The sequence below is a fragment of the Niabella terrae genome (genome assembly GCF_054783135.1).
Genome location: NZ_BAAGRD010000003.1, coordinates 441,660 through 466,063 on the forward strand (window position 1 = coordinate 441,660; position 24,404 = coordinate 466,063).

General features: G+C 49.6%; 20 protein-coding genes. 15 read left to right on the forward strand and 5 right to left on the reverse strand.

The genetic code is table 11. The features are described 5' to 3' along the window. Positions 1-64: 64 nt before the first annotated feature. The 7 genes from ACYVI9_RS04705 (at position 65) to ACYVI9_RS04735 (ending at position 10,120) form a co-directional block, all read left to right on the forward strand. The gene (locus ACYVI9_RS04705; protein ID WP_460761340.1) at positions 65-3,085 is read left to right on the forward strand and encodes an amidohydrolase family protein; all 3,021 of its coding nucleotides are present in this window, start codon (positions 65-67) and stop codon (positions 3,083-3,085) included. A gap of 37 nt (positions 3,086-3,122) precedes the next feature. Further along, the gene (locus tag ACYVI9_RS04710; RefSeq protein WP_460761343.1) at positions 3,123-4,439 is read left to right on the forward strand and encodes an amidohydrolase family protein; all 1,317 of its coding nucleotides are present in this window, start codon (positions 3,123-3,125) and stop codon (positions 4,437-4,439) included. Between the two features lie 167 nt (positions 4,440-4,606). Next, positions 4,607-5,230: a TetR/AcrR family transcriptional regulator gene (locus ACYVI9_RS04715; protein ID WP_460761345.1), complete on the forward strand. Its 624-nt coding sequence runs from the start codon at positions 4,607-4,609 to the stop codon at positions 5,228-5,230. Further along, complete coding sequence (locus tag ACYVI9_RS04720; RefSeq protein WP_460761348.1) at positions 5,214-6,548, forward strand: TolC family protein; 1,335 nt, start codon at positions 5,214-5,216, stop codon at positions 6,546-6,548. Before ACYVI9_RS04715 ends, ACYVI9_RS04720 begins: the two co-directional genes overlap by 17 nt. Positions 6,549-6,566: 18 nt before the next feature. Next, entirely contained in the window at positions 6,567-7,706 is a 1,140-nt protein-coding gene (locus ACYVI9_RS04725) for an HlyD family secretion protein (RefSeq protein ID WP_460761351.1), read from the forward strand. Positions 7,707-7,771: 65 nt separating this feature from the next. Further along, positions 7,772-9,355, forward strand: a complete 1,584-nt coding sequence (locus tag ACYVI9_RS04730; RefSeq protein ID WP_460761353.1) for a DHA2 family efflux MFS transporter permease subunit — start codon at positions 7,772-7,774, stop codon at positions 9,353-9,355. Between the two features lie 24 nt (positions 9,356-9,379). Next, entirely contained in the window at positions 9,380-10,120 is a 741-nt protein-coding gene (locus ACYVI9_RS04735; RefSeq protein WP_460761355.1) for a YdcF family protein, read from the forward strand. On the opposite strand, the gene ACYVI9_RS04740 is transcribed toward ACYVI9_RS04735, so the two are convergent. Beyond that, the gene (locus ACYVI9_RS04740; RefSeq protein ID WP_460761358.1) at positions 10,115-11,389 is read right to left on the reverse strand and encodes a sterol desaturase family protein; all 1,275 of its coding nucleotides are present in this window, start codon (positions 11,387-11,389) and stop codon (positions 10,115-10,117) included. The two genes, ACYVI9_RS04735 and ACYVI9_RS04740, sit on opposite strands and share 6 nt — an antisense overlap. A 203-nt stretch (positions 11,390-11,592) precedes the next feature. On the opposite strand from ACYVI9_RS04740, the gene ACYVI9_RS04745 reads away from it, so the two are divergent. The 8 genes from ACYVI9_RS04745 (at position 11,593) to ACYVI9_RS04780 (ending at position 21,474) form a co-directional block, all read left to right on the forward strand. Beyond that, positions 11,593-12,057: a MaoC family dehydratase gene (locus ACYVI9_RS04745; protein WP_460761361.1), complete on the forward strand. Its 465-nt coding sequence runs from the start codon at positions 11,593-11,595 to the stop codon at positions 12,055-12,057. A 126-nt stretch (positions 12,058-12,183) separates the two neighbouring features. Further along, positions 12,184-13,332 carry an ABC transporter substrate-binding protein gene (locus ACYVI9_RS04750; RefSeq protein ID WP_460761363.1) on the forward strand — a complete coding sequence of 383 codons (1,149 nt, stop codon included), beginning with the start codon at positions 12,184-12,186 and terminating at the stop codon, positions 13,330-13,332. Next, positions 13,329-14,480: a CaiB/BaiF CoA transferase family protein gene (locus tag ACYVI9_RS04755; protein WP_460761365.1), complete on the forward strand. Its 1,152-nt coding sequence runs from the start codon at positions 13,329-13,331 to the stop codon at positions 14,478-14,480. The genes ACYVI9_RS04750 and ACYVI9_RS04755 overlap by 4 nt, the downstream gene beginning before the upstream one ends. Further along, positions 14,477-15,652 carry a CaiB/BaiF CoA transferase family protein gene (locus tag ACYVI9_RS04760; RefSeq protein ID WP_460761367.1) on the forward strand — a complete coding sequence of 392 codons (1,176 nt, stop codon included), beginning with the start codon at positions 14,477-14,479 and terminating at the stop codon, positions 15,650-15,652. The genes ACYVI9_RS04755 and ACYVI9_RS04760 overlap by 4 nt, the downstream gene beginning before the upstream one ends. A gap of 23 nt (positions 15,653-15,675) precedes the next feature. Then, entirely contained in the window at positions 15,676-16,536 is an 861-nt protein-coding gene (locus ACYVI9_RS04765) for an amidohydrolase family protein (RefSeq protein ID WP_460761370.1), read from the forward strand. A 53-nt stretch (positions 16,537-16,589) separates the two neighbouring features. Further along, the gene (locus ACYVI9_RS04770; protein ID WP_460761372.1) at positions 16,590-17,630 is read left to right on the forward strand and encodes an L-rhamnose/proton symporter RhaT; all 1,041 of its coding nucleotides are present in this window, start codon (positions 16,590-16,592) and stop codon (positions 17,628-17,630) included. 55 nt (positions 17,631-17,685) lie between these two features. Beyond that, complete coding sequence (locus ACYVI9_RS04775) at positions 17,686-18,744, forward strand: Gfo/Idh/MocA family protein (protein WP_460761375.1); 1,059 nt, start codon at positions 17,686-17,688, stop codon at positions 18,742-18,744. Between the two features lie 12 nt (positions 18,745-18,756). Further along, entirely contained in the window at positions 18,757-21,474 is a 2,718-nt protein-coding gene (locus ACYVI9_RS04780) for an alpha-d-galacturonidase (RefSeq protein ID WP_460761378.1), read from the forward strand. Between the two features lie 75 nt (positions 21,475-21,549). Here ACYVI9_RS04780 and ACYVI9_RS04785 read toward each other — a convergent pair whose 3' ends face one another. The 4 genes from ACYVI9_RS04785 to ACYVI9_RS04800 form a co-directional block, all read right to left on the reverse strand. After that, positions 21,550-22,113, reverse strand: a complete 564-nt coding sequence (locus tag ACYVI9_RS04785) for a cob(I)yrinic acid a,c-diamide adenosyltransferase (protein ID WP_460761381.1) — start codon at positions 22,111-22,113, stop codon at positions 21,550-21,552. A 34-nt stretch (positions 22,114-22,147) separates the two neighbouring features. Further along, positions 22,148-22,870 carry an ABC transporter ATP-binding protein gene (locus tag ACYVI9_RS04790; RefSeq protein WP_460761384.1) on the reverse strand — a complete coding sequence of 241 codons (723 nt, stop codon included), beginning with the start codon at positions 22,868-22,870 and terminating at the stop codon, positions 22,148-22,150. 66 nt (positions 22,871-22,936) lie between these two features. Further along, entirely contained in the window at positions 22,937-23,227 is a 291-nt protein-coding gene (gatC, locus tag ACYVI9_RS04795; protein WP_460761387.1) for an Asp-tRNA(Asn)/Glu-tRNA(Gln) amidotransferase subunit GatC, read from the reverse strand. A 60-nt stretch (positions 23,228-23,287) separates the two neighbouring features. Beyond that, positions 23,288-24,379, reverse strand: coding sequence for an anhydro-N-acetylmuramic acid kinase (locus tag ACYVI9_RS04800; protein ID WP_460761389.1), 1,092 nt, complete (start codon positions 24,377-24,379; stop codon positions 23,288-23,290). Positions 24,380-24,404: the final 25 nt, after the last annotated feature.

The following is a 24,404-nucleotide window of genomic DNA, read 5'->3' on the forward strand; positions in this document are numbered from 1 at the left end:
ACCCTGCACGCTTATTTTTATTTTTATTCCGGATTTTGCTAACTTCCATTTAAATTTTATCCAGATGAAGCAATTACTGGCACTGTTCTGCTTGCTTTACTTTCCATTTCTTTCCGTATTTTCCCAGATAACCTTCCCTGTAAACGGAGTGACTGATTCCAGGAATGGTTATTATGCTTTTACAAATGCCACCATCGTACAGGATAGTCGAACCGTGCTGCGCAATGCGACCATGGTTATCCGGGAAGGTCGCATTCTATCGATCGGTCACCAGGCAACGCCTAAAGATGCTGTCAGCATTGATTGTGCGGACAGATATATCTATCCTTCCTTTATTGATATCTTCAGCGATTATGGCGTTGCCGCCCGACCGGATGCCGCTTCCGGGGGATTTTTCAGCGCCCAGCAACTGGAGACCCGGACGAAGGGACCTTATAACTGGAATCAGGCAATCAGATCTGAAGTGGATGCGGGCGACCTCTTTGCCGGTGACGAGAAAAAAGCTGGCAGTCTGAGATCCCAGGGCTTTGGAGCCGTGGTAACCCACCAGCAGGACGGGATTGCCCGGGGCACCGGTATCGCCGTGGCGTTGATAGACGCGAAGGAGAACCTGGCCGTTATCAAAGAAAAAGTTGCTGCCTTCTATTCCTTTAGCAAAGGCAGTTCTACGCAAACCTATCCCTCCTCGATGATGGGCGCTGTAGCCTTGTTGCGGCAGACCTATCTGGACGCTGACTGGTATGTAAAAAACAGATCACCCCGGGAAGGATTGAACAGAAGCCTCCAGGCTTTTCATGACCAGCAATCATTGCCCCAGATATTTGAAGCAACCAATAAATGGGATGTACTTCGTGCGGATCGGATCGGCGACGAGTTTGGACAACAGTATATCATCAAAGCGGGAGGAGATGAGTACCAGCGGTTGGATGCCATTGCTGCCACCCAGGCAGCGTTTATCGTGCCACTGAAATTTCCGGAAGCCCGGGAAGTCGAGGACCCGCTGGATGCCCGTTTTGTTGCACTTTCGGATATGATGCACTGGGAGCTGGCGCCCACCAATCCCGCTGCTTTTGAAAAATCCAAGATTGAATTTGCCCTGACGGCATCGGGTCTCAAGGACCCCAAAGATTTCTGGCCTGCTTTGAAAAAAGCCATACGTCATGGACTGAGCCGACAGTCAGCACTGGATGCATTAACGAGTACGCCTGCCAGGTTATTGAAGATCGATGATCAGCTGGGCAGCCTTCAGCCGGGTAAACTGGCCAATTTTCTGATTACTTCTGATAGCTTGTTTTCTGAGAATAATCTTATTTATGAAAACTGGGTCAAAGGAGAGCGTCACCCATTGTCACAAACCAGGCAACAATTGGCGGGTCGCTACCAGCTCACCATTAATACGAAGGGAGGTGCGCAAAATTACCAGCTGGAAATTACCCGCCAGGGTCGGGCCAGGCTCTTAGAAAAGGATACGATCGCGGCCGAACTGGAACTGGAAGAAGGTATGGTGCAATTGAATTTTACACCGGTCAAGAAAGTTAGCGGCCGGGCAAATGCTCAATATCGGCTGAGTGGACGGCTGTTCGGTCGGGATATGCAGGGAATTGGCACCGACAGCAGTGGCCGGCCATTGAACTGGTCTGCCGTTTACCGCAGCGATGCTGCTGCAGCTAAAGACAGTGCTGCTGCTAACTATCAGCCACCGCAGGCGAAAATCCTTTATCCTTTTTCAGCTTATGGTAATGAGCAGGTTCCGCGACAGGAATCCATACTGATCCGGAACGCTACGATCTGGACCAATGAATCCGAAGGTGTATTGGAAGGGACGGATATATTACTGGAGAACGGCAAGATTTCACGGATCGGAAAAAATATCAATGCAGCCCATGTCAGGCAGATAGACGGTACAGGGACCTTCGTAACGCCCGGAATCATCGATGAACATTCCCATATCGCCTGCTTCTCTATCAACGAAGGTGGACAATCAGTTACCTCAGAAGTCCGGATCGGCGACAATCTCAATCCCGAAGACATCAATATCTACCGCCAGCTGAGCGGGGGTGTGACCAGCTCTCATATATTGCATGGGTCCGCTAATACCATTGGAGGACAGACCCAGCTGATCAAATTACGCTGGGGTGCAGATGACCAGGGCCTCAAATTTAAGGGTGCGGATCCCTTTATTAAATTTGCGCTCGGGGAAAATGTAAAACGTACCGCGCAGTACCAGGGAAATATCCGTTTTCCGGATACCAGGATGGGAGTACAGGCCCTGCTGGCAGATGCGTTTCAGCGGGCACGCGACTATCAACAACAACGCAAATCGGGCGACAAGTCCCTGCGCCGGGACCTGGAACTGGATGCGTTGGTCGAGATTCTCGAGCAAAAAAGATTCATCACCTGTCATAGTTATGTCGCCAGCGAGATCCTGGCACTGCTGCATACGGCCGAGACCTACGGATTTAAAATCAATACCCTTACCCATGTTCTGGAAGGGTATAAGATTGCCGACCGGATCAAAAAGCATGGTGCCAATGTTTCAACTTTTTCGGATTGGTGGGCTTACAAACTTGAAGTGCAGGATGCGATTGCTTATAATGCCGCCCTGATGCAGAAAACGGGATTAAATGTTTGTATTAACAGTGATGATCCTGAGATGGCCAGGCGCTTGAATCAGGAGGCTGCCAAGACGATGAAATACGGAGGAATGACCGAGGAAGAAGCCTTTAAAATGATCACCTTGAATCCGGCCAGGGCCCTGCATATAGAAGACAGGGTTGGTAGTCTGAAACCGGGAAAGGACGCCGATATAGTCATCTGGAGCGCCAATCCCCTGACGATATATGCAAAGGCCATATATACCATCATTGACGGAACTATCTATTATGACCGGACCCGGGACAGTCTGATGCATACACAGATTCAGCGGGATCGTAACCGGCTGATTCAGAAAATGCTGACAGCAGCAAAGAAAGGCGCGCCGACTGTAAAAGCGCAGCCTAAGTCCGCCACCGAATTTCATTGTGAAGATGTCGACCATACCGGGACAGATAGTAACAGTAAAGCTGATCTCGAATTTTATGAATAATATTATTGTCATGCCAACAGCATTATTATCTCCCCCTATGAAGCGAAACAGCCGTTCCCGGTATTTAAGCGGGTTGTTTGCGGTTGCCTTTTGGATCACTGCATTGTCAGGCAGGGCGCAGGATAATATCTATCCCGCTGCGCCACAGCAGCAGGACATCCTGCTGACCAACGCCCGTATACATACGGGTACCGGTAAGATTATTGAAAAGGGCGCCATTTTGATCCGGGATGGCAGGATCGCTGCCATTGGAGCGCCTGCCAATCCCGGCACCGGGGTCAGGGAGCTGGATCTTCAGGGCAAAGAAGTATATCCTGGTCTGATCCTGGCCAATACGGATCTGGGTTTAAAAGAGATCGGGAGTGGGGTGCGCGGGTCCAATGACTATTTTGAACTGGGGGAGCTCAATCCTTCGGTATCGGCGCTCTATGCCTATAATGCCGACTCCAGGATTATTAATACGCTCAGAACCAACGGGATTTTACTGGCCCATATTGTACCGCGAGGCAACCTACTTAGCGGGATTTCTTCAGTGGTGCAGTTGGATGCCTGGGACTGGGAGGATGCGCTGTACCGTAATGCCACCGGTATGCACCTTCAGGTACCCCGTATGATGGGGCGGGCCGGGCGGTCTGCTGCCGGCGCAGCCGATCCACTAGAAAAGGGCATGGAGCAAATCCGAAAAGTAGAACAAATGTTCACAGCAGCCCAGGCGTATTTTAAAACGGTGACACCCGAAAAAACCAATTTGAAGCTCGAAGCACTGCGACCATTATTTGAAAGGAAGCAAAAGTTGTTTGTCCACGCCGATCGGGTCCGTCAGATCCTGGTTGCCGTGGAATTCGCCCGGAATTTTGATATCCCGGTGGTATTGGTGGGGGGCAGTGACAGTTATCTGATTACCGATATGCTCAAACAATATCAGATACCTGTCATCCTGAATACCATGTATACCCAGCCTGCCATGGAAGATGATGATATAGATCAGCCTTTTAAAACCCCGGCGCTTCTGCAACAGGCCGGGCTGTTGTATGCCATCAATGATAACGATGCTTCTGCCCGTTACCGGAACCTGGCTTTTAATGCGGGCATGGCCTGTTCCTACGGGCTCAGTAAAGAGCAGGCCCTACAGGCGATCACCCTTAATGCAGCCCGCATCCTGGGAATCGCTGACCGTACGGGTTCCCTGGAACCGGGCAAGGATGCCAACCTGATCGTCTGTGAAGGCGATTTGCTGGATATACGCAGCAGTATCATCAAGATAGCCTTTATCCAGGGCCGTCAGATCAATCTGGAAAATAAGCAAACCCAACTGTACGAGCGCTATCTGCACCGGTATGGTCTGGATCGATAGGCCATTGCGGCTACGCAGCTTATATATGGCAAGCTGACCGAAGGTTCCCGGGACTTTTTCCATGCATCACCATTTTTATGACCAGGATCAAGAAAACTATTTGCGGAAAAAAAAGTATTAAACAAATGTTTGATTAAATTAAACAATCGTTTAACTTTGCGTCCGCAATGTCAAAAAAGGAATACATACTACAGAAGGCGGAACAGCTTTTCGCCGAAAAAGGGTTCGATGCCACTTCGGTAAGAGATATTGCCAAAGCGGCAGGAATCAACATCGCCATGATTTCCTATTATTTCGGGTCCAAAGAAAAACTGATGGAAGCCCTATTCGCTTACCGGACGAATGTGGGCCTGGCATTTATCCGGGAGATCACTGCTGATCCGAATTTGACGGTCGTTCAGAAGATCGAAAAAGCACTATCCGGTTATGTGGACAGGGTAAAGAACCACGGAAATTTTTATAAAGTGATCCTGGCGGAGCAAACCATCAATAAAAACCGTAACGTGCTCAAGGTGTTGACGCAATCCCGCGAGACTTATGTGGAATTCTTTGGGAAAGCCCTGGAAGAAGGGTATCGTCAGGGGTTGCTGAAGAACCAAATGGATCCGGTTTTATATATAACAACGATTACCGGGACCCTGATGCAATCATTTATCAATAAGAAATTATATGCGGCTCATTGTGGCATAAAACCCACCGATCAGTGGCTGAAGGAAGTGTATTTCGAAAAAGTAAAACAGCATTTAAAAACCATTTCAAGAAATATTTTAGGTTATGAAGTTGAACAGTAAAATGGGAATGTTCCTATCGGGTTTGCTGCTCCTGTCTTCCGGACTATTGGCCCAGGATAGCAGATCCCTGACGCTGGATGAGGCAGTCGTGCTGGGCATCCAGAACAGCAATCGTCTGAAAATCGATTCAGCGAAGGTTGTAGAAGCGGCGGCCGCCATTGATGAGGCGCGCAACCGGCAATTACCGGATTTGAAGGTCAGTGGCAGCTACCTGCGGCTGACCAATGCAAATATAAACCTGAAAACGGGCGGTTCTGGCAGCTCGGAATCGTCAGAATCCGGCAGCTCTTCTATGCCGGAGATCAATCAGGCAGCTTACGGGATGGCTAATTTTTCTCTGCCATTATTCGCGGGCGGAAGAATCCGGTATGGCATTGAATCCACCAAATACCTGCTGGAAGCGGAGAAGCTCAATGCAGGGAACGACAAAAATGCGATGGCCTATAATATTAGTCAGGCTTATGTGAATCTTTTCAAGGCGGCGCAACTGGTGGATGTGATTAAAGAAAATCTGGAAGCTTCCAAAAAAAGAGATCAGGACTTACTGAACATGGAGAACAATGGACTGGTGGCCCGAAATGACCGATTAAAAGCCCAGTTGCAGACTTCTGATATTGAATTACAATTATTGGAAGCCGTTAACAATTACAATATCGCCAATGTGAATATGGATTTGTTACTGGGACTTCCCGAATCGACGAAACTACAACTCGACAGCTCATTTATTCAGCAGCCGGCAGCGGTAAAAAGTTTTGAGGATTACCAGCAACTGGCGCTCCAACACCGTAAGGACCTACAGGCGCTGGAGTACCAGCAGAAAGCTGCCGGGATGCAAACCCGCATAGCAAAAGCGGAGCGGTGGCCCACGCTGGCGATCACCGGGGGTTATGTGGCGATCGATGTGCCCAAATTTTTAACCGTGACGAATGCCGTAAATGCCGGAATTGGTATACAATACAATCTGGCCAATCTATGGAAAACAAATGCCGTGTTAAAACAATCAAAGGCCCGACAGGTACAGCTGGCGGCTTCGCGGGATCTCCTCACAGATGAGATGCGCCTGGATTTGAACCGGGATTATCAGAACGCATTTGTTGCGGGTAAGAAGATTGAAGTGTATCAGAATGCCCAGGTACAGGCAAGGGAGAATTACCGGATTACCAAGAACAAGTTTGACAATAGTCTGGTAACTGTTACTGAATTACTGGATGCAAATGTTGCTTTACTAGTGACCAGAATCAATGTACTGAATGCGAAGGCCGATGCCGCACTTGCCCAGAAAAAACTTTTAATGACCACAGGAGTCCTTTATCAATAAAATTTGAACGCTACAGATATGGCAAATAGTATCCCAACCCAACAAAACGAACAAAACGAAACAGCACCGGCAGCACAACCGGAACCGGCTAAAAAGAAGAGCCCGGTATTTTTCATCATCCTGGCAGTTATGATCCTCGGCGGCGCCTATTTCGTGGTGTCCAGGTATATGCACAGCAGGCATCACGAGGAAACAGATGACGCACAGATCGTCGCCAATCTCAGTCCCGTTATTTCCAAGATTTCCGGATATATCAGTGAAGTGCGGGTCAAAGACAACCAATATGTTCAGATAGGCGATACCCTGCTGGTACTGGATGCAAGAGATCTTACCATGGCGCTGGAACAGGCGCGGGCTGCACTGGGAACCGCCAGAAGCAATCTGAGCTCCGCACAGGCACAGACTTCCGCCACCCGGCAGAATATCAGCACCGTACAGGCCGCAGTTGCTACGGCAGAGGCCCAGATTGAGGCTGCGAAAGTCAATGTATGGCGTACCAGTCAGGATCTGAAACGGTATGAGAACCTGATCAAGGATCATTCAATTACCCAGCAACAATACGAGCAGGTATTGGCCGCAAAACAAACAGCGGATAAGCAACTTCAGGTATTGCTGCAACAGAAAAATCAGACGGCGGCGCAGACGGGTGTTATTCAGTCCCAGGTCGCTGCCAGTGGTGAACAAGCCGACATTGCCAGAGCCAGTATTAAACAAAGAGAGGTGGACGTGCAGCAAGCTGAACTGAATCTGAGTTATACAGTCATAACAGCGGCCGTTAGTGGCGTTGTCTCGAAAGTTCCGGTACAACCCGGTCAGTTTGTACAGGCCGGAGCCCGTTTGTTCAGTCTTGTATTGAGCAATGATAAATGGATCGTTGCCAATTTTAAAGAAACCCAGATTTCCCGGATGACGGAAGGTCAGGAAGTTTCCGTAAGCGTGGATGCTTTTCCCAAACACCAGTTTAAGGCACATGTGGCTTCCTTTTCACCGGCCACCGGTGCTACATTCGCTTTGCTGCCGCCCGATAATGCCAGCGGCAACTTCGTTAAAGTGGTACAACGGCTCCCGGTAAAAATTGAATTTGACGGCAAACAGGATTCCCTGATAAATAAATTGCGTCCGGGTATGAATGCCCTGGTGGATGTCTACCTGAACTAAAGAAAAAACGGAACTATTTATTATCTACCCACAGGCGCTGCGCCTACAGGTACTTAGCAATTAAAATGACAAATCAGGATTCATTAGTCGAATACGGTTTCAGGCGATTTATCGTTACACTGACTGCGATCGTCTGTGCATTGCTGGAAATCGTTGATACCACGATAGTTAATGTGGCGCTTAACGAGATGAAAGGTAATCTGGGCGCGACGCTTTCGGAAGTAGGCTGGGTTATTACGGCTTATGCTATTGGTAATGTAATCGTCGTGCCCATGACCAGCTGGCTCTCCCAACAGTTCGGCCGCCGTAATTATTTCGCCTTTTCCATCGCCCTTTTTACCCTCTGTTCTTTTCTCTGCGGCAACGCGACGAATATCTGGGAATTGGTGGCTTTCAGGTTTTTGCAGGGTGTGGGAGGCGGTGCCCTCCTGGTAACCTCACAAACAATAATTACGGAATCTTATCCCATTGAAAAACGAGGCATGGCCCAAGCCATTTATGGATTAGGCGTCATCGTAGGCCCGACCCTGGGTCCGCCGCTGGGAGGCTATATCGTTGATAATTTCAGCTGGCCTTATATTTTCTATATCAATGTACCGCTGGGCATTATTGCGATACTGTTGACACTGCAGTTTATCCGTAGTCCTAAATTTGCGGAGAAGAAATCATCCAGGGAAATCGACTGGCTGGGTATATTCCTGCTGGCCATTACCGTGGGTTCGCTTCAGTTTATTCTGGAACGCGGGCATGAGGAAGACTGGTTCTCCAGCAATATGATTACCCTGTTTACTGCGGCTGCTATATTCGGATTGTTCTTTTTTATCTGGCGGGAACTGACCTATAAAAACCCCATTGTTGAGTTAAGGGTGCTCAGGAACGGGAACCTTCGGATCGGAACCATCATGTCCTTTATTCTGGGATTCGGACTCTACGGTTCTACATTTATCATACCGCTGTATACCCAGAGCTTACTGGGCTGGACGGCGTATCAGTCGGGACTATTGATGATCCCGGCGACTTTGGCCACAGCCTTTATGATGCCGATTGTCGGTCGGTTGATTTCAAAGGGGGTACCGCAGCACTATATGGTCGCGGTGGGCTTACTGCTGTTTTTTGTATATAGTCTCTGGGGTTATAAGATCATTTCACCTGACACCGGATCAGAGAATTTCTTTTGGATGTTGATCGTCCGGGGTCTGGGATTGAGTCTGTTGTTTATTCCAATTACCACGATGGCACTATCTACCCTGAAAGGCAGGCAAATCGGCGAGGGCGCCGCATTTACCGGAATGATGCGGCAGTTGGGCGGCTCTTTCGGCGTGGCCGCTATTACGACTTTTATGAGCAACAGGAATATGTTGTACCGTAACGATATGGTCGCTCAACTGGATGTTAATAGTGCGGACGTACAACAGCGGGTAGCAGCATTGCAACAGAATTTTATTGGCCAGGGCTATGCACCTGATCAGGCATTAAAAACTGCCCATCAGATGCTGGATCTGACTGTAACCCGGCAGGCCGCCGTACTCTCTTATATGGATGTGTTTCTGTACCTGGGCGTATTATTCCTGATTTGCGTACCCTTTATTTTGATGGTGCGTAATAAAAAGGAAAAGGATCCGGTGGATATGAGTGCCGCCATGCATTAGGCCCAATTTTTAAATTTCCTATCCTTGATAACTGATACAACAATTTCCCCGGTAACGGGGAAATTTGTATTTTCAGCCTATATGATTAAAAACCTGTTACTGTTGCTGTGTTTTTTAATAACAGTGGCGGCTATTGAGGGTTGTGTTTCCTACAGAAAAAGACCCACCAAATTATATAGCCAGATGGTAGAAGGCCATAAAGTATACGATGCGGGAATCGTTCCCGGTGTGCCGTTTAAGAATGGCCAATGGGATTCAGTTATGAAGGGAAGGGTCTTATGGGCAGATTTTCTGTATAAGAAAGGGATTGTGCGGAACCTTATCTTCTCGGGAGGGGCGGTATACAGTCCTTATTATGAAGCAAGGATAATGGGGTTGTATGCGATGCAGCTGGGTATCCCTGAAGCGCATATTTTTTATGAAACCCAGGCGGAGCACAGTACCGAAAATATCTATTACAGTTATGAACTGGCAAGAAAGCAGGGTTTTAAAAGCATCGCGCTGCTGACCGACCCTTTCCAATCTTCGCTGACCAAACGATTTACCAGAAAACGTTTTGCCACACCCATCGGACACCTGCCCTTTTTGGTAGACACCATTCGGGCACTCAACCATATTAATGTGCAGATTGATCCGGCTCCGGCTTATGTTTCAGGTTTCAAGTCCATTGTTGAAAGAGAAGGCTGGTTCAAAAGACTTCGGGGAACCATGGGCGCTTTCATCCCCTGGGAGCATCGTACAGGCCGCAAGGCCGATCCGTTATAGCCGGGTATCTGCAGGGCGGATCTGATGCGTTGTAAGATTCCGGCAATACAGACAGGTGACTCCGAAGGAAAGGATCAGATAGGCGGCCACCAGATACTTAACCGCAGGGCTATAGTTCCCAGCCTTAAACCAGTCGCCGCTGTACAGGATCAGGCCGATACCCAGCAGCAGTTTGCCTCCTTCCCAGATCCAGGCAGATGGATGCTGATCCATCAATTCTGCAAAAGCATAGACAAACAGGAAGATAAAGGCACCGTAGTAATATATGCCAGGGGCGCCGATGACGGCAATATTTCCAAACAGGTAGGCGATAAAAAGCAGCAGGGAACCCAGCTGAATCCAATACCATCGCCGAAGGGGAACTGATACCCGGTTGTCATACTTTTTGAACTGATAAACATCGTCGATCTTAGGTATTGGATATTGCTGCGTTACATCGGCAGGACGCCATCCGGTCGGCATCATCCAGATCCTGAACTTGTCCTTCCAGCTGCGGGTATGCCAGGCATCCCGCATTAATAACCACAGGTGCTGAAAATTTATTTTTATGGGGTTCCAGGTCTGTACCGGGCGGGTGATACCGTATACCGGCGGAATTTCGGGGCGCTCTGCCTGGAAGCTGCCGAACCATTTATCCCAGATTATGAAAATCTGCGAAAAGTTTTTATCAAGATATTCCGGGTTGATGGCATGGTGGACCCGGTGGTGGGAAGGAGTGACAATTATTTTCTCGAGTATTCCCATTTTACCGATATGCACTGTATGGTACCAGAACTGTGCAAACAGGTGCAATGGCGCCACAACTGCGATGACTTTTGCAGGGACGCCCAGGATCGCGGCGGGTAACAGAAAAATGGCAAAGATTTTAATAATGCCCGATATGCTCTGCCGCAGGGCACAGGCCAGATTAAATTCCTCGCTGCTGTGATGAATCAAATGGCCATTCCAGAAAAAGTTATACGTGTGCTGTATGCGATGAACGATATAGCCTGACAAATCCAGTGCCAGAAAAGCAATCAGATAGGTAAGCCAGCCAGCTTCAATTTGATACAGTGCCATATGACGGACCATCCAGTCATAGCCATATACGACGATACTGAGACCGAGTACATCTTTGGTGACATTGGTGACGCCGCTGAGCAGACTGCTGATCATATCGTTGGTGCGGACATTGTCCTGGCCCTTGCGCCAGGCGTACCATTTTTCCAATAGTACCAGCAGCAGAAAAGCCGGCATCGCAATCAGTAATATTTTACCGTATGTTTCCATGGCAATGGGATCATCTAAGTTACATAATATTCCCTCATATCAGTCAACGGTGAACTATTGCCTGAACGTCATCTGGCGAATGGAGGTCCTGTGCACTGTAAACCTTAGGAAAATCTTCCATTACATTAGTGAAACAACCCATTTTCCACCGCTGGAATAACATCTACTTTCGGATAATTAAAAACACGATTAATCGTCGCCGTATGAGTGTAAAAGTGTATTATGAGGAAATGGAACTAAACGGGGTACGCCGGACTACCGGCAGGACCGTTACGGAAGCAGATATCGTCCTGCACGCAGGTCAAACCGGAGATTTTTATCCCCATCATATGGATGAAGCATGGTGTCGCACACAACCCTTTGGTCAAAGGATTGCCCACGGTACCCTGATCTTTGGCATTGGTATCGGACTCACTGCCAGCGAAATAAATGAAGTGGCGATGACCTATGGTTACGATCGCCTGCGTTTTATGCGACCGGTTTTTATCGGGGATACGATCCGGTCCACCATCACCCTTAAAGACAAGAGGGATCATAAACGTCCGGGATATGGTATCGTCACAGAATTGGTCGAAGTGCATAATCAAAAGGATGAAATCGTTATGAGTTGCGAGCACCTGTTGCTGGTAGAGAAAAGGAATGAAAATGTTGGAGCGGAATCGAAATAAAAATTATCAGATTGCAGCCTGTGAAGCGCTTACTAAGCCAGGCCCGAAAAAAAAGGGGACAGACCCCGGTCGGGGTACAGCATATTACTGCAATTGGAAATACTACTAAACAAACTATAACTGAACTTGGTATTAAAAGGTATTACATGGAATCATAGCAGGGGCATAACGCCACTTCTGGCAGCCGCCCAGCGCTTCAATGAACTGCATCCCGATATCGAACTGGTATGGGAAAAACGCAGCCTGCAGCAATTTGCCGACCAGCCACTGGAAGCCCTGGCACCTGAATATGATTTGCTGATTATCGACCATCCCTGGGTGGGTTGTGCTGCGGCAACGGGTGCTGTTTTGCCTTTGGATCAGCACCTGCCGGCATCCCTGTTGAAAGAATTGTCCGCCCACGGCGTTGGCGTCTCTCATGAGAGTTATGCGTATGAAGGCCACCAGTGGGCACTGGCCATCGATGGCGCTGCCCCAGCGGCGAGTTTCCGCCCGGACCTGCTGACGAAGCACGGACTGTCGGTGCCCCGCAACTGGCAGGACCTGCTCGAGCTCGCTGCCCGGGGTAAAGTGGCCCTGCCGGCCATACCGATCGATACGCTGATGAATTTTTACAGTTTCTGCATCGCCTGTGGCCGGCCGCCGTTTACTGATTCTTCGGCGGTCATTGATACAGCGACAGGCGTGGCAGCGCTGGAAACCATGCGCGCCCTGTACCGGCATCTGGATGCCCGCTTCTTTGATGCTAACCCCATTGCTGTTGCGGAGTTGATGTCAGCAACCGATGATTACTGGTATTGTCCTTTCGCTTATAATTATTCCAATTATGCCAGGGCGGGTTATGGCAGCCATCGGCTGCAGTATGGAAGTCTGATTGAAGTCAATGGCCGACAACTTTCCACGACCCTGGGCGGTACGGGTATTGCCGTTTCGGCATCCAGTCAATATCCCGCGGAAGCACTGGCATTCCTGCAGTGCGTCTGTAGTCCCGAATGGCAGGCAACCGAATATATTTATCATGGCGGACAGCCTGGTTATGATTATGGCTGGAAGCATTCGGGAATAAATGCCATGTCCGGGAATTTTTTCGTCGATACCCTTCCGGTGATTGAGAATGCTTATCTGCGTCCCCGATACAACGGGTACCTGCATTTTCAGGATCATGCCGGGGACCCGATTCGGGAGTACTTACAATATGGGAAAACGGATCCCGGGGTTGTCCTCGGCCGTCTCAATGAGATTTATCAGAAAACCTTAAATGCAAATTTAATATGAATCCGCAGCCATTAAAGGGTTTGGTCGTGTTGGAATTCTGCCATTATCTGGCAGGCCCTTCTGCTGGTCTGCGTCTGGCGGATCTGGGTGCCCGGGTGATCAAAATAGAAAAGCCTGAAGATGGGGATCCCTCTCGCAGAATGGTGATAAAAAACCTCATGGCTGATGAGAACTCACTGCTGTTTCATACAATTAACCGGAATAAGGATAGTTTTGCCGCCAACCTCAAATCCAAGGAGGGACTGGCGGAAGTCATCGAACTGATCCGGCAGGCAGATGTAATGACGCATAGTTTTCGGCCAGGGGTTATGGAGAAACTGGGGCTGAGTTTTGCGGAAGTGCAAAAAATAAACCCCCGGATTATTTATCTGGAACTAACCGGCTATGGTAAAAGAGGCCCCTGGATGCATAAACCGGGGCAGGACCTGCTGCTTCAGGCCTTAACGGGACTTGCCTATACTTCAGGCGATGCGACCCAGGGACCCGTGCCGATTGGTATTTCCGTTATTGATCAGTTTTGTGGCGTGCAGGCCGTCCAGGTCATACTGGGTGCCCTGATTCGCCGGCAGAAAACCGGCAGGGGCGGATTTCTGGAGATCAGCCTTTTCGAATCCGCCATCAGCATGCAGTTTGAATTACTGACGACTTTTTATAACAGCAAAGACGGACTCAGACGCAGCAAAGTTCATAACGGAAGCCCCTTGTTGGGCGCCCCTTATGGCATTTATAGAACGACAGACGGCTATATATCCCTGGCGATGATGGATTTGAATACCCTGCAGGAAGCATTGGGTGCAGATATATTGCAGGGTCATGATGCGGGGGAGGCTTTTACCTACAGAGATGCCATAAAACACAGCATACAGCAAGTGCTGGCTACGAATCGTACAGACTACTGGATTGGCAGGTTACTGGAGCATAAACTCTGGGCCACCAGAGTCTATAACTGGAAGGAAATGCAGGCACAACCTGCATATGCGGAATTGGAAATGGAACAGACTTTGGAACTGGCCACCGGCAAGAAAGTCTTTACCACCCGATGTCCGCTACGAATCAGCGGTCGGAAATTGCTGTCTGAACGACCCGCCCCCCAATTAGGAGCGCATACGGCGGCCATTCAAGAAACGATTAAAAAAGTACGGAAGTGAAATTACTGGAAGATATAGTTGTGGTCGATTTCAGCCAGTTCCTTTCAGGACCTTCTGCAGGCTTATGCCTGGCGGATATGGGAGCGGAAGTGATTAAAATTGAAAAGCCCGTTACGGGCGATATTTGCCGGGAACTATATGTGTCAGATGTTATCATCGACGGAGAGTCTTCCATTTTTCATGCCATTAACCGCAATAAAAAAAGTTATGTAGCTGATCTAAAGCAGCCGCCAGACCTGCAGAAGCTGTACCGGCTGATAGAAAAGGCGGATGTGGTCATACATAATTTTCGACCCGGGGTGATGGAGAAACTGGGTCTGACTTACACGTTCCTGAAAACCCTGAACCCGGCATTGGTCTATGGTGCCATCAGTGGTTATGGAGAAACCGGTCCCTGGAAAGGTCTCGCCGGGCAGGACCTGCTGCTGCAATCAGTTGCCGGCGCCACCTGGCTGACCAATGATGCAGATAAAAATCCCACACCCATGGGAGTAGCCATCGTAGATATGCTGGCGGGTGCGCAACTGGCGCAAGGCATTCTGGCTTTACTGTATCAGCGCCTGGTTTCCGGTGAGGGGGGGCAGGTGGAAGTGAGTATGTTTGAAGCGGCCCTGGACCTGCAATTTGAAGGCTATACCTGTTATCTGAACGATGGCGGCGTATTACCGGAACGGAGTGCGATTAACGGAGCCCATCCCTACGTCGGGGCGCCGTATGGCATCTATCGGACAGCGGATGATTATATCGCTATCGCAATGGCGGATATTGTAGAGCTCGGCCGGGTAATCGGGTGTGAGACCTTAACGTCATTTACTGATCCTTCCTGCTGGTTTGAACAACGGGACATTATCAAAGAAAAGCTGGCCGGACATTTGATACAGCAATCAACAGAGAACTGGTTGCAGATCCTGGAACCCAGGGGATTCTGGTGTGCCCGGGTCCTGAATTATGAGCAGCTACGCAGGGAAGAAGCTTATCAGGAGCTGAAAATGGAGATTGTGACTAAAAATTCTAATAATATTGCAGTAACGACGACACGCAGCCCCTACCGGGTGGATGGCAATTTTTTATACAGTAATTTAGGTGCACCCAGGCTGGGCGAGCATAATACGGAAATCGATCAGCGTTTTGGGTTGTTGGAGAAAGCAAATGCCGGATCCTCCGTTTTGTAAGTAGCGTTGCCTGTAATCTGTCCATGGAAATTATTGACACACATATTCATATTTGGGATCGATCCGTTTCTGCCTATTCATGGCTGAATGGGGCCCCGCCACTATTACAGCGTACCTATGACCTGGAGGAGCTGGAAGCCGGCCGGATTCAGGCAGACATTAGTGGCGGACTGCTGGTTCAGGCTGACAATACCCTCGCGGATACGGAATGGATGCTGGCTGCGGCCAGGACCCATCCCTGGATATCAGGCGTCGTGGGTTGGTTACCGCTGACAGATCCTGAAACCAGCCAGGTCCTGCTGCATTCCAAATGGCAGGAAGAACCCCTGCTTAAAGGCGTACGGCATTTAATTCACGATGAGGCGGATCCCCGTTGGCTATTGCAGCCGCAGGTTTTGGAAAGTCTGGAATTGCTGGCGGAGCTTGGGATCCCTTTTGATGTGGTAGGCGTGTTGCCTGCCCATCTGCAGACAGTACTGGAACTTAAGCACCGTGTTCCGAAGCTGCGGATGGTGTTGGATCATTTGAATCAGCCACCGATACAAGAAGACCTGAGGTTCGGGTCATGGGGTGAACTGATACGCGAACTGGCTGAAAGTTCAAATATTTATGCTAAAATATCAGGATTGGGTGTGACCGCCGGTAAGCCTTTGTTCACCGTGGATCGGCTTCAGCCCTATGTCTCTTTTGTACTGGAACGTTTTGGCTTGGAACGTTGCTTCTGTGGCGGCGACTGGCCGGTTAGTCTTTTGGCCGCTGATTATACGGCGACCTGGACGATTTACCGGCAACTGATTCAGAAATTATTACCGGAGACTGCGGCACAGGAATTGATATTCTCGGTGAATGCCCGTAATTTCTATGCGTTAGGTCCGTCGGCCTAGGGTGCGGACCTACTGACATTAATTGAATAAAAGCAGTAAAAAAAACAGATTGCATGTTATTTTGGGGAATCTTCTTTCATGCCGTTGGCGCTTCCTCAGCGGCTCTTTGTTACACGCCTGAAAAAAAGTTGCGCGGCTGGAGCTGGCAAACCTATTGGTTGGCTCAGGCAACAGTCTGCTGGCTGATTTTGCCCGTGCTGGTCGCCTGGTTGACGATTCCGTCGCTTATGGCTGTTTTGAAAGCGGCACCAAGCGATGCAATGTGGTCCTCCTTTCTGTTGGGAATGGCTTATGGTGTAGGCGGGACCGCTTTTGGTATCGCCATAAGATATATCGGTTTCTCCCTAACTTATGCAATTTCCGTAGGCATTTCCTGTGTGTTGGGAACGCTTTTACCGCCCCTTTTGAATGGTACCATGGGTTCTGTTATTTCCGGCAGTGGCGGTGGGTATATTCTGGGTGGTGTACTACTGGGGGCACTGGGCATTGGCTATTGTGGCATTGCAGGGCGCGGAAAGGAAAAGGATTTACAAACAGGATCCGGTGCAGGGGGATTTTCACTAAAGAAGGGTTTGCCACTCTGTTTACTGGCAGGCGTGCTATCCGCATTCTACGGATTTGCCATCGAAGCCGGTAAACCGATCTCAGATATAGCCGCCCGTTACGGTGCAGGTGATTTTCAAGTGAACGTTGTCTATATCTTTTCCAATACAGGCGCTTTTATCACCACTTTAGTGTATACCCTATGGCTCCACCGAAAGAAGCGGACCCTTTCAGAATTCCGTCGCCCCGTAACCGGTAGGACTGGAGATCTGAAACTTAATTATATGATGGCGCTGCTGACGGGCTGTTTCTGGTACGGACAATTCTTTTTCTATGGTCTGGGTCATGTCAACCTGGATCGGTATCGATTCTCCAGCTGGGCGATCCATATGATTCTGCTGGTATTTTTCAGTTCGCTGGTGGGTTTGATACTTAAAGAATGGAAGGGGACCCGGAAAGCGACCAGGAATAGGCTGGCATGGGCATTGATCTTATTATTGCTGGCTGTGATCGTTTTGACATACGGAAATTATCTAGGCGCTGCTTCCTGAACTTCAACCGTGAAGGGAGCGTAGGATGAACGACATGATTTAAAAATTCTGCAGTATGGACTCATTAATTAATCAGATACCCATTTGTATAATCGGCGCAGGCGCCATTGTTGCCGATGCCCATCTGCCTGCTTATCAGATCGCTGGTTTCCGTGTAAAAGGGATTACGAACAGGAACCGGGAAAAAGCGGCCGCATTGGCGGAAAGGTTTTCCATACCCGAAGTCTACGACTCCCTGGAAGCTATGGTAGCTGCCAATGGCAATGAGGTGGTATATGATTTTGCCCTGCCGGCTTCGCAGATTCTGCCGGTACTAGAACTATTACCTGAAGGGGCGACGGTACTCATTCAGAAGCCTTTGGGAGAAAGCCTGCAGGAAGCAGCGGCGATTCGCGAGCTGGTACTGCGGAAGCAGATACGGGCCGGCGTTAATTTTCAGATGCGTTTTGCGCCGTTTATCCTGGAAGCGAAAAAAATTATTAATGCCGGAGACCTCGGTACCCTTACGGATCTGGAAGTTTATGTGAATGTACATACGCCCTGGCATTTATGGGATTTTCTGTTTTCTAAGCCCAGAATGGAAATCAATTATCACAGCATCCATTATGTGGATCTGGTGCGTTCCTTTCTGGGTAATCCCCAGCGGATCTATGCCCGAAGTTTTAAACATCCTTTAGCGGCACAACTGGCTTCCGTACGTACCACCATGATTCTGGATTATGGTGATTTTTTGAGGGCTACGATTCATACCAACCATAATCACGACTATGGTTACAGCCATCAGCAATCTTATGTCAAACTGGAAGGAACGAACGGAGCGGTCCGCATAGGTTTTGGTGCGCTGATTGATTACCCGCATGGCGTGCCGGATCGATTTGAGTATGTATTGCGTCATGGGGAAAATTCCGGTCAGTGGGTGACCCGTGACATCGAAGGCAGTTGGTTTCCACATGCTTTTATCGGTACCATGCAGCAGATGCTGCTGGCCCGCTCAGGGCAGATTGAAACACCGGAAAATAATATTGAAGATGCCTTTCAAACAATGATTTGTGTGGAAGCAGCCTATCAAAGCAGTGAATCGGGCGGAGTAACTATCGATACGGTTAAATATTAATCTACATTCAGGATGGTGGAATATTGGATAAAGTCAGCATTATTGGTATTGATTGTTTGGACCAGCGGCGAGGTTTTCGCACAACAGCGGGTCCATATACAATTGCCATCGGCAGCTCCGGCCAGAGTACAGTACGGCGCGGAACAATTGATGCAGCGTTTGAAGGCGACGGGCTACCTGGTGACGAAGGGTGACGCGGGGAAAACAGACCCTAAGCAACAGTCCATAGAACTTGTGGAAGACCCCGGTCTGCAACTGCCTCCGGAGGGGTACCGACTTCAGTCAGGACCCGATCGGATCCGGATAAAGGCGTCGGATGCTTCCGGAATATTATATGGCTGTCTGGCGCTCTGTGACCGGATCAAACAGGACAAGCGACTGCCACAGCAGCTGTCTGTGGTTGATGCACCGGAAATGGTTCTAAGGGGCCAGTGTATCGGGCTGCAGAAGCCTTATTATTTACCCGGACGAACCGTCTATGAATATCCCTATACACCCGAGACTTTTCCCTGGTTCTATGATAAAGCCTTATGGACGCAGGTTTTGGACAGCATGGTCGCCAATCGGATGAATTCACTTTACCTCTGGAATGGTCACCCCTTTGCTTCTCTGGTGCGGCTGAAGGATTATCCCTATGCCGTGGAAGTAGATGCTGCCACTTTTAAGAAGAATGAAGAAATGTTTGGGTTTTTGACCCGGGAGGCTGATAAACGCGGAATCTGGGTGATACAGATGTTCTACAATATTATCGTATCCAAACCCTTTGCGGAAAAGCACGGCATTAAAACCCAGGAAAGGGAAAGACCCATCCTGCCGCTGATAGCGGATTATACCCGCCAATCAATTGCGGCATTCGTCGAGAAATATCCTAATGTCGGTTTAATGGTCTGCCTGGGCGAAGCCATGGAAGGCGTAGGACCGGATGATATTGCATGGTTTACCAAAACCATTATCCCGGGTGTCAAAGATGGCTTGAAATCACTGGGGATTACCAAAGAACCCCCACTCGTGCTCCGGGCACATGATACCGATGCGCCGGCCGTGATGAAAGCTGCCCTGCCTTTGTACAAGAACCTTTACACGATCGCCAAATTTAATGGGGAAGCACTGACTTATGAACGGCCCCGGGGTGCCTGGGCGGAACTGCATCAGTCGCTGAGCCGGTTGGGCAGTGTGCAGATCGAGAATGTCCATATACTGGCCAACCTGGAGCCTTTTCGTTATGGTGCGGTGGATTTTATTCAAAGATCCGTTCAGGGTATGCATGAAGTGATGGGTGGTAATGGCCTGCATTTATATCCACAGGCTTCTTACTGGGATTGGCCCTATGCAGCAGACAGTATCGCCGGTGGCGGACGGCTGTTGCAGATAGAGCGGGACTGGCTATGGTACCGTGCCTGGAGTCGTTATGCCTGGAAAGCCAAAAGGCCTGAAAATGAAGAAGCGGCCTACTGGTCCGAAACCCTGGCTGCGCATTTTGGTACAGACAGCAGCCAGGGTGGACGGATACTGAAAGGATATGAAGCCATGGGCTCCATCGCTCCCAGGCTTTTAAGGCGCTTTGGCATCACCGACGGTAATCGTCAAACCCTCACGCTGGGCATGCAGATGACGCAACTCATCAATCCATATCGCTATGGCCTGTTTACCCTGCTGTATGAGTCTGAGAGTCCGGAAGGTGAATCGCTGGCGACTTATGCCGACCGGGAATGGCAGGGGCTGGAACATACAGGAGAGACCCCGGTACAGGTAATTCGTGAGGTCCGTGAGGAAGGCGACCGGGCTGTTGCATTCCTGAGCCAGGTACAAGGTATCCGCCGGCATCAGTCTGAGTTCGGGCGCCTTAAAAATGATGCAACCGCCTACCAGGCATTGGCCTGGCATTTTACACTAAAAGCCGAAGCTGCGCTTAAAGTGTTACGGTATAAATATTCGAATGAACTCAGCGACCTGGATACGGCCCGGCAATTGTTGCAGCAAAGTCTGGACTGGTACCGAAAGCTGACCCGGCTGACCAGCAGCACTTATTTATATGCCAATAGTATGCAAACAGGCGCCCGAAAAATACCGATTAGTGGTCAGGGTGGGAAATTCAAACACTGGACGGAACTCCTGCCTGTCTATGAAAAGGAACTGGCCGTTTTTACCGGTAGGATCGATTCGCTGAAACGATTAAAACCGGGAATCGGAAAAAAAATTATTCCATTAAAAGATGCTGCGGTAACAGTAAACAGCCCGCATCAATGGTACCCACTGCGGCCCGGAGCCCGGTTATTTACCGATAGTGCCCATGTATTGAAGGAGTTGGCGCCGGAATTAACGGGCCTGCGCGCAATCCGGACTTCCTTTGCCGGGCAAATCAGGCAGGCAACAGCAATCTCTTTCACCAGCACCCGGCCGGTAAAAGTACTCGTGGGATTCTTTAAACCCAGGAAAGCCGCCTTTTCAAAAGATACTACTTTTATGAAACAGCCCGAGTTGGAGACCAACGCCAGTGCCAACGACTATGGCCAGGCGGAAACTAAGATCGCTAATGCTCTGGTTTCGGAAAACCTGCCGCCTTTACAGGTACACAGTTATGATTTTCCTGCAGGTAAACATCAGCTTAAATTGGGGAAAGGTGTTGCCCTGATACTGGGTTTTATAGACGCCGATGCACCCCTGCCGGTTTATGATGCGGGCCTCTTTGCTTCCGGTAATCAACGACAGGTGGACTGGCTGTTCGAGTAAGGCCAGGCGCTTCAGTTGTTTCGGCCCGGATTTTTCCCGGGATCAATAATCGCCGTGGATACTTTTCAGGTCTGATCATTTCCGAAGATCAGGCTTCCAGGGTATTTCTTCGACCTGCAGCAATTGGGCGGTAAATCGGGTCAGCACAAACAGATAGTCGCTCAGCCGGTTCAGGTATTTCAGGATCAGCGGCGCTACTTCGCTCTGTTCTGCGAGTCGGACGCAGGTCCGTTCTGCCCGGCGACAGACGCAGCGGGCGATATGTAAGGTGGAAACAGCCGGATGGCCGCCAGGTAAAATAAAAAATTTCATCGGCGTCAAAACGGCCTCTATCTGATCGATCACCTGTTCCAGATGGCTGCAATCGGATTCCCGGATTTCAGGCAGCTGCATTTTTACCGGTTTCCCGGGGCTTGTCGCCAAAACAGCACCAATTACAAATAATAACTGTTGGATTTCCAGTAGGGTTTTTTTGGATGCAGCGTCCCGGAGCAGGTCCCGGCAGAGGCCCAGTTGGGCATTCAATTCATCTACCGTACCGTAAGCTTCGATGCGCAAATCTGCTTTCGATACTTTGGTGCCGCCGATGAGGCCGGTCTTCCCCTTATCTCCGGTTTTCGTATAGATTTTTAAGGCCATAATAACAATCGTTTGAATATTGTCGACTGAAGATCTATTGCGCCTGGGACGGGTTGTGTATGACAGTGGGATCTGCTACTTTTTCATCTGTTTCCACCATGCCGTCCCGCAAACGGATGACGCGGTGGGCATGACGGGCAATGTCTTCTTCATGGGTGACCAGTACCACGGTATTGCCGCCATTGTGTATTTGTCCGAAAATATCCATGATCTCGTAAGAGGTCCTGGTGTCCAGGTTCCCTGTGGGTTCGTCTGCGAGTATGATGGCCGGGTCATTGACCAGGGCCCTCGCGATGGCAACCCGCTGGCATTGCCCGCCGCTGAGTTCGTTGGGTTTGTGGTGGCTCCGGTCGGCCAGGTTCACCCGCTCCAGCATATGCATGGCTTTTTCAGTACGGATTTTCGGTGGCACACCCGCATAAATCAATGGGAGGGTGACATTCTCCAGGGCCGTCTGCCTTTGCAGGAGGTTGAATTGCTGAAACACAAATCCAATTTCCTGGTTCCGGACTTCTGCCAGGGCATTATCCGCCATCCGGCTTACATCCTGCCCATTGAGGATATAGGTGCCCGCAGTCGGACTATCCAGGCAGCCCAGGATATTCATCAGTGTGCTTTTACCGCTGCCGGAAGGGCCCATCAGGGCGACATATTCATTTCTGGCAATCTCCAGTGTAAGCCCCTTAAGCACCCGCAATTCCTGCTGGCCCATAAAGTAGCTTTTTTCCAGTTTTTCGATATGTATAATGCCAGACAAAGTTGGATGCGGTATTTAATTTATAGTGGGGATTCCATGAAACCTGTGCGTTAAGCCGGCTCAGGTTTATTTTTTGATCACTTTGGGTACCAGGATAAACTGGCCATCGGTGGCGGGTGCGTTTTTCAGACCCGCTTCACGTGAAATGGATCCCTGGACGGTATCTTCCCGCAATACATTGATTTCCTCGCTCATATGCATCAGAGGCGCCACAGCTTCCAGTTCCAGTTCATTGAGTTTTTCCACAAAACCGATCATTTTTTTCAGGTCGGCAGCGATCTGATCTTTTTCATTTTCAGAAAAACTCAGTTTGGACAAATGCGCCAGTTTATCTACCAATGCGTCGTTTACTTCCATGATTCAAAGATAATGTTTGCGTTTGGGAACCAGGGGCTGGTCAGCAGAAATTTCCGAAGTCTATTCTTCCTGTCCCATCCAGAGTGCGCCACCCACACTATTCCGGAGGGCGCCGGTGACTGAACTCAGGGTATTATAGGATTCCCGCCAGCGCAATACGCCAATCAGCGCCATAATAAGGGCTTCCTTATAGGCGACCAGTTGCCGATCCGGGACTTCCACCGTTATTTGCAAGGGGAGCAGGTGTTCCGCAATCCTTTCCATCAGGAAATTGTTAAAGGCGCCACCTCCGGTTACCAGCATTTTTGCCTGCGGGGATGCAGCGCTGGTCCTCCAACCGACAGCGCGGGCCAGCTGGACGGCGATATGCTCGCAACAGGTCGCCAGGGCGTCTTCTGTAGACAATCCGAACTGCCGGATCAATGGATAGAGCTGCTCGGTGCCAAATTCATTGGCCAGGGATTTGGGAGGAACGGTCTGATAATAGGGCTGCTCGTTGAGGATGCTGAGTAGTTCCTGGTGGACCTGACCGCTTCTGGCCAAAGCGCCTTCATCATCAAATTCCCTGCCCGCATCTGCAGCCAGCAGGTTCAGTACCCGGTTGGCCGGACAGATATCAAAAGCCTGATAGGGCGTAGCGTTTATTGAGATATTGGCAATACCCCCCAGATTTAAGAAATAATCATACCCTTTGAGTAACAATTGTTCTCCGATGGGAACAATGGGCGCACCCTGACCGCCGAAAGCTATATCCATGGCCCGCAGATCGGATACTACAGGCAGTTGGGTAACTGCGGCAATCGCGGCGCCATCCCCCAGTTGGGCAGTCATTTTACGGGCCGGTATATGAAAGGTGGTATGGCCGTGAGAGGCTACCAGTGCCACCTTAAATTGAAGTTGGTGTTTGGTAATAAACAGGTTGACCTGTTCACCGATATAGTGACCATACTCGGCGTGGAGCAACTGGTAATCAAGGGCATTGAGGCCGGTAGCCTCCTGCAGTCGATGGATCCAGATTTGGTCGTAAGGAATACATTCAGCCTGTTGGATTTCAAAGGCCCAGTTACTGCCATTTTCCAGGAATTCTACATACGCGATATCCAGTCCGTCCAGTGAGCTTCCGCTCATGATGCCTATTGCACGATAGATCATTAAAAGATGTACTGTTTAAGTGATT

Excerpts from the sequence above, each read along its gene's own strand:
- ACYVI9_RS04705 (WP_460761340.1), top strand. The coding sequence starts at position 65 with ATGAAGCAATTACTGGCACTGTTCTGCTTGCTTTACTTTCCATTTCTT.
- ACYVI9_RS04710 (WP_460761343.1), top strand. The coding sequence starts at position 3,123 with ATGAAGCGAAACAGCCGTTCCCGGTATTTAAGCGGGTTGTTTGCGGTT.
- ACYVI9_RS04715 (WP_460761345.1), top strand. The coding sequence starts at position 4,607 with ATGTCAAAAAAGGAATACATACTACAGAAGGCGGAACAGCTTTTCGCC.
- ACYVI9_RS04720 (WP_460761348.1), top strand. The coding sequence starts at position 5,214 with ATGAAGTTGAACAGTAAAATGGGAATGTTCCTATCGGGTTTGCTGCTC.
- ACYVI9_RS04725 (WP_460761351.1), top strand. The coding sequence starts at position 6,567 with ATGGCAAATAGTATCCCAACCCAACAAAACGAACAAAACGAAACAGCA.
- ACYVI9_RS04730 (WP_460761353.1), top strand. The coding sequence starts at position 7,772 with ATGACAAATCAGGATTCATTAGTCGAATACGGTTTCAGGCGATTTATC.
- ACYVI9_RS04740 (WP_460761358.1), bottom strand. The coding sequence starts at position 11,389 with ATGGAAACATACGGTAAAATATTACTGATTGCGATGCCGGCTTTTCTG.
- ACYVI9_RS04745 (WP_460761361.1), top strand. The coding sequence starts at position 11,593 with ATGAGTGTAAAAGTGTATTATGAGGAAATGGAACTAAACGGGGTACGC.
- ACYVI9_RS04755 (WP_460761365.1), top strand. The coding sequence starts at position 13,329 with ATGAATCCGCAGCCATTAAAGGGTTTGGTCGTGTTGGAATTCTGCCAT.
- ACYVI9_RS04765 (WP_460761370.1), top strand. The coding sequence starts at position 15,676 with ATGGAAATTATTGACACACATATTCATATTTGGGATCGATCCGTTTCT.
- ACYVI9_RS04770 (WP_460761372.1), top strand. The coding sequence starts at position 16,590 with ATGTTATTTTGGGGAATCTTCTTTCATGCCGTTGGCGCTTCCTCAGCG.
- ACYVI9_RS04775 (WP_460761375.1), top strand. The coding sequence starts at position 17,686 with ATGGACTCATTAATTAATCAGATACCCATTTGTATAATCGGCGCAGGC.
- ACYVI9_RS04780 (WP_460761378.1), top strand. The coding sequence starts at position 18,757 with ATGGTGGAATATTGGATAAAGTCAGCATTATTGGTATTGATTGTTTGG.
- ACYVI9_RS04785 (WP_460761381.1), bottom strand. The coding sequence starts at position 22,113 with ATGGCCTTAAAAATCTATACGAAAACCGGAGATAAGGGGAAGACCGGC.
- gatC (WP_460761387.1), bottom strand. The coding sequence starts at position 23,227 with ATGGAAGTAAACGACGCATTGGTAGATAAACTGGCGCATTTGTCCAAA.
- ACYVI9_RS04800 (WP_460761389.1), bottom strand. The coding sequence starts at position 24,379 with ATGATCTATCGTGCAATAGGCATCATGAGCGGAAGCTCACTGGACGGA.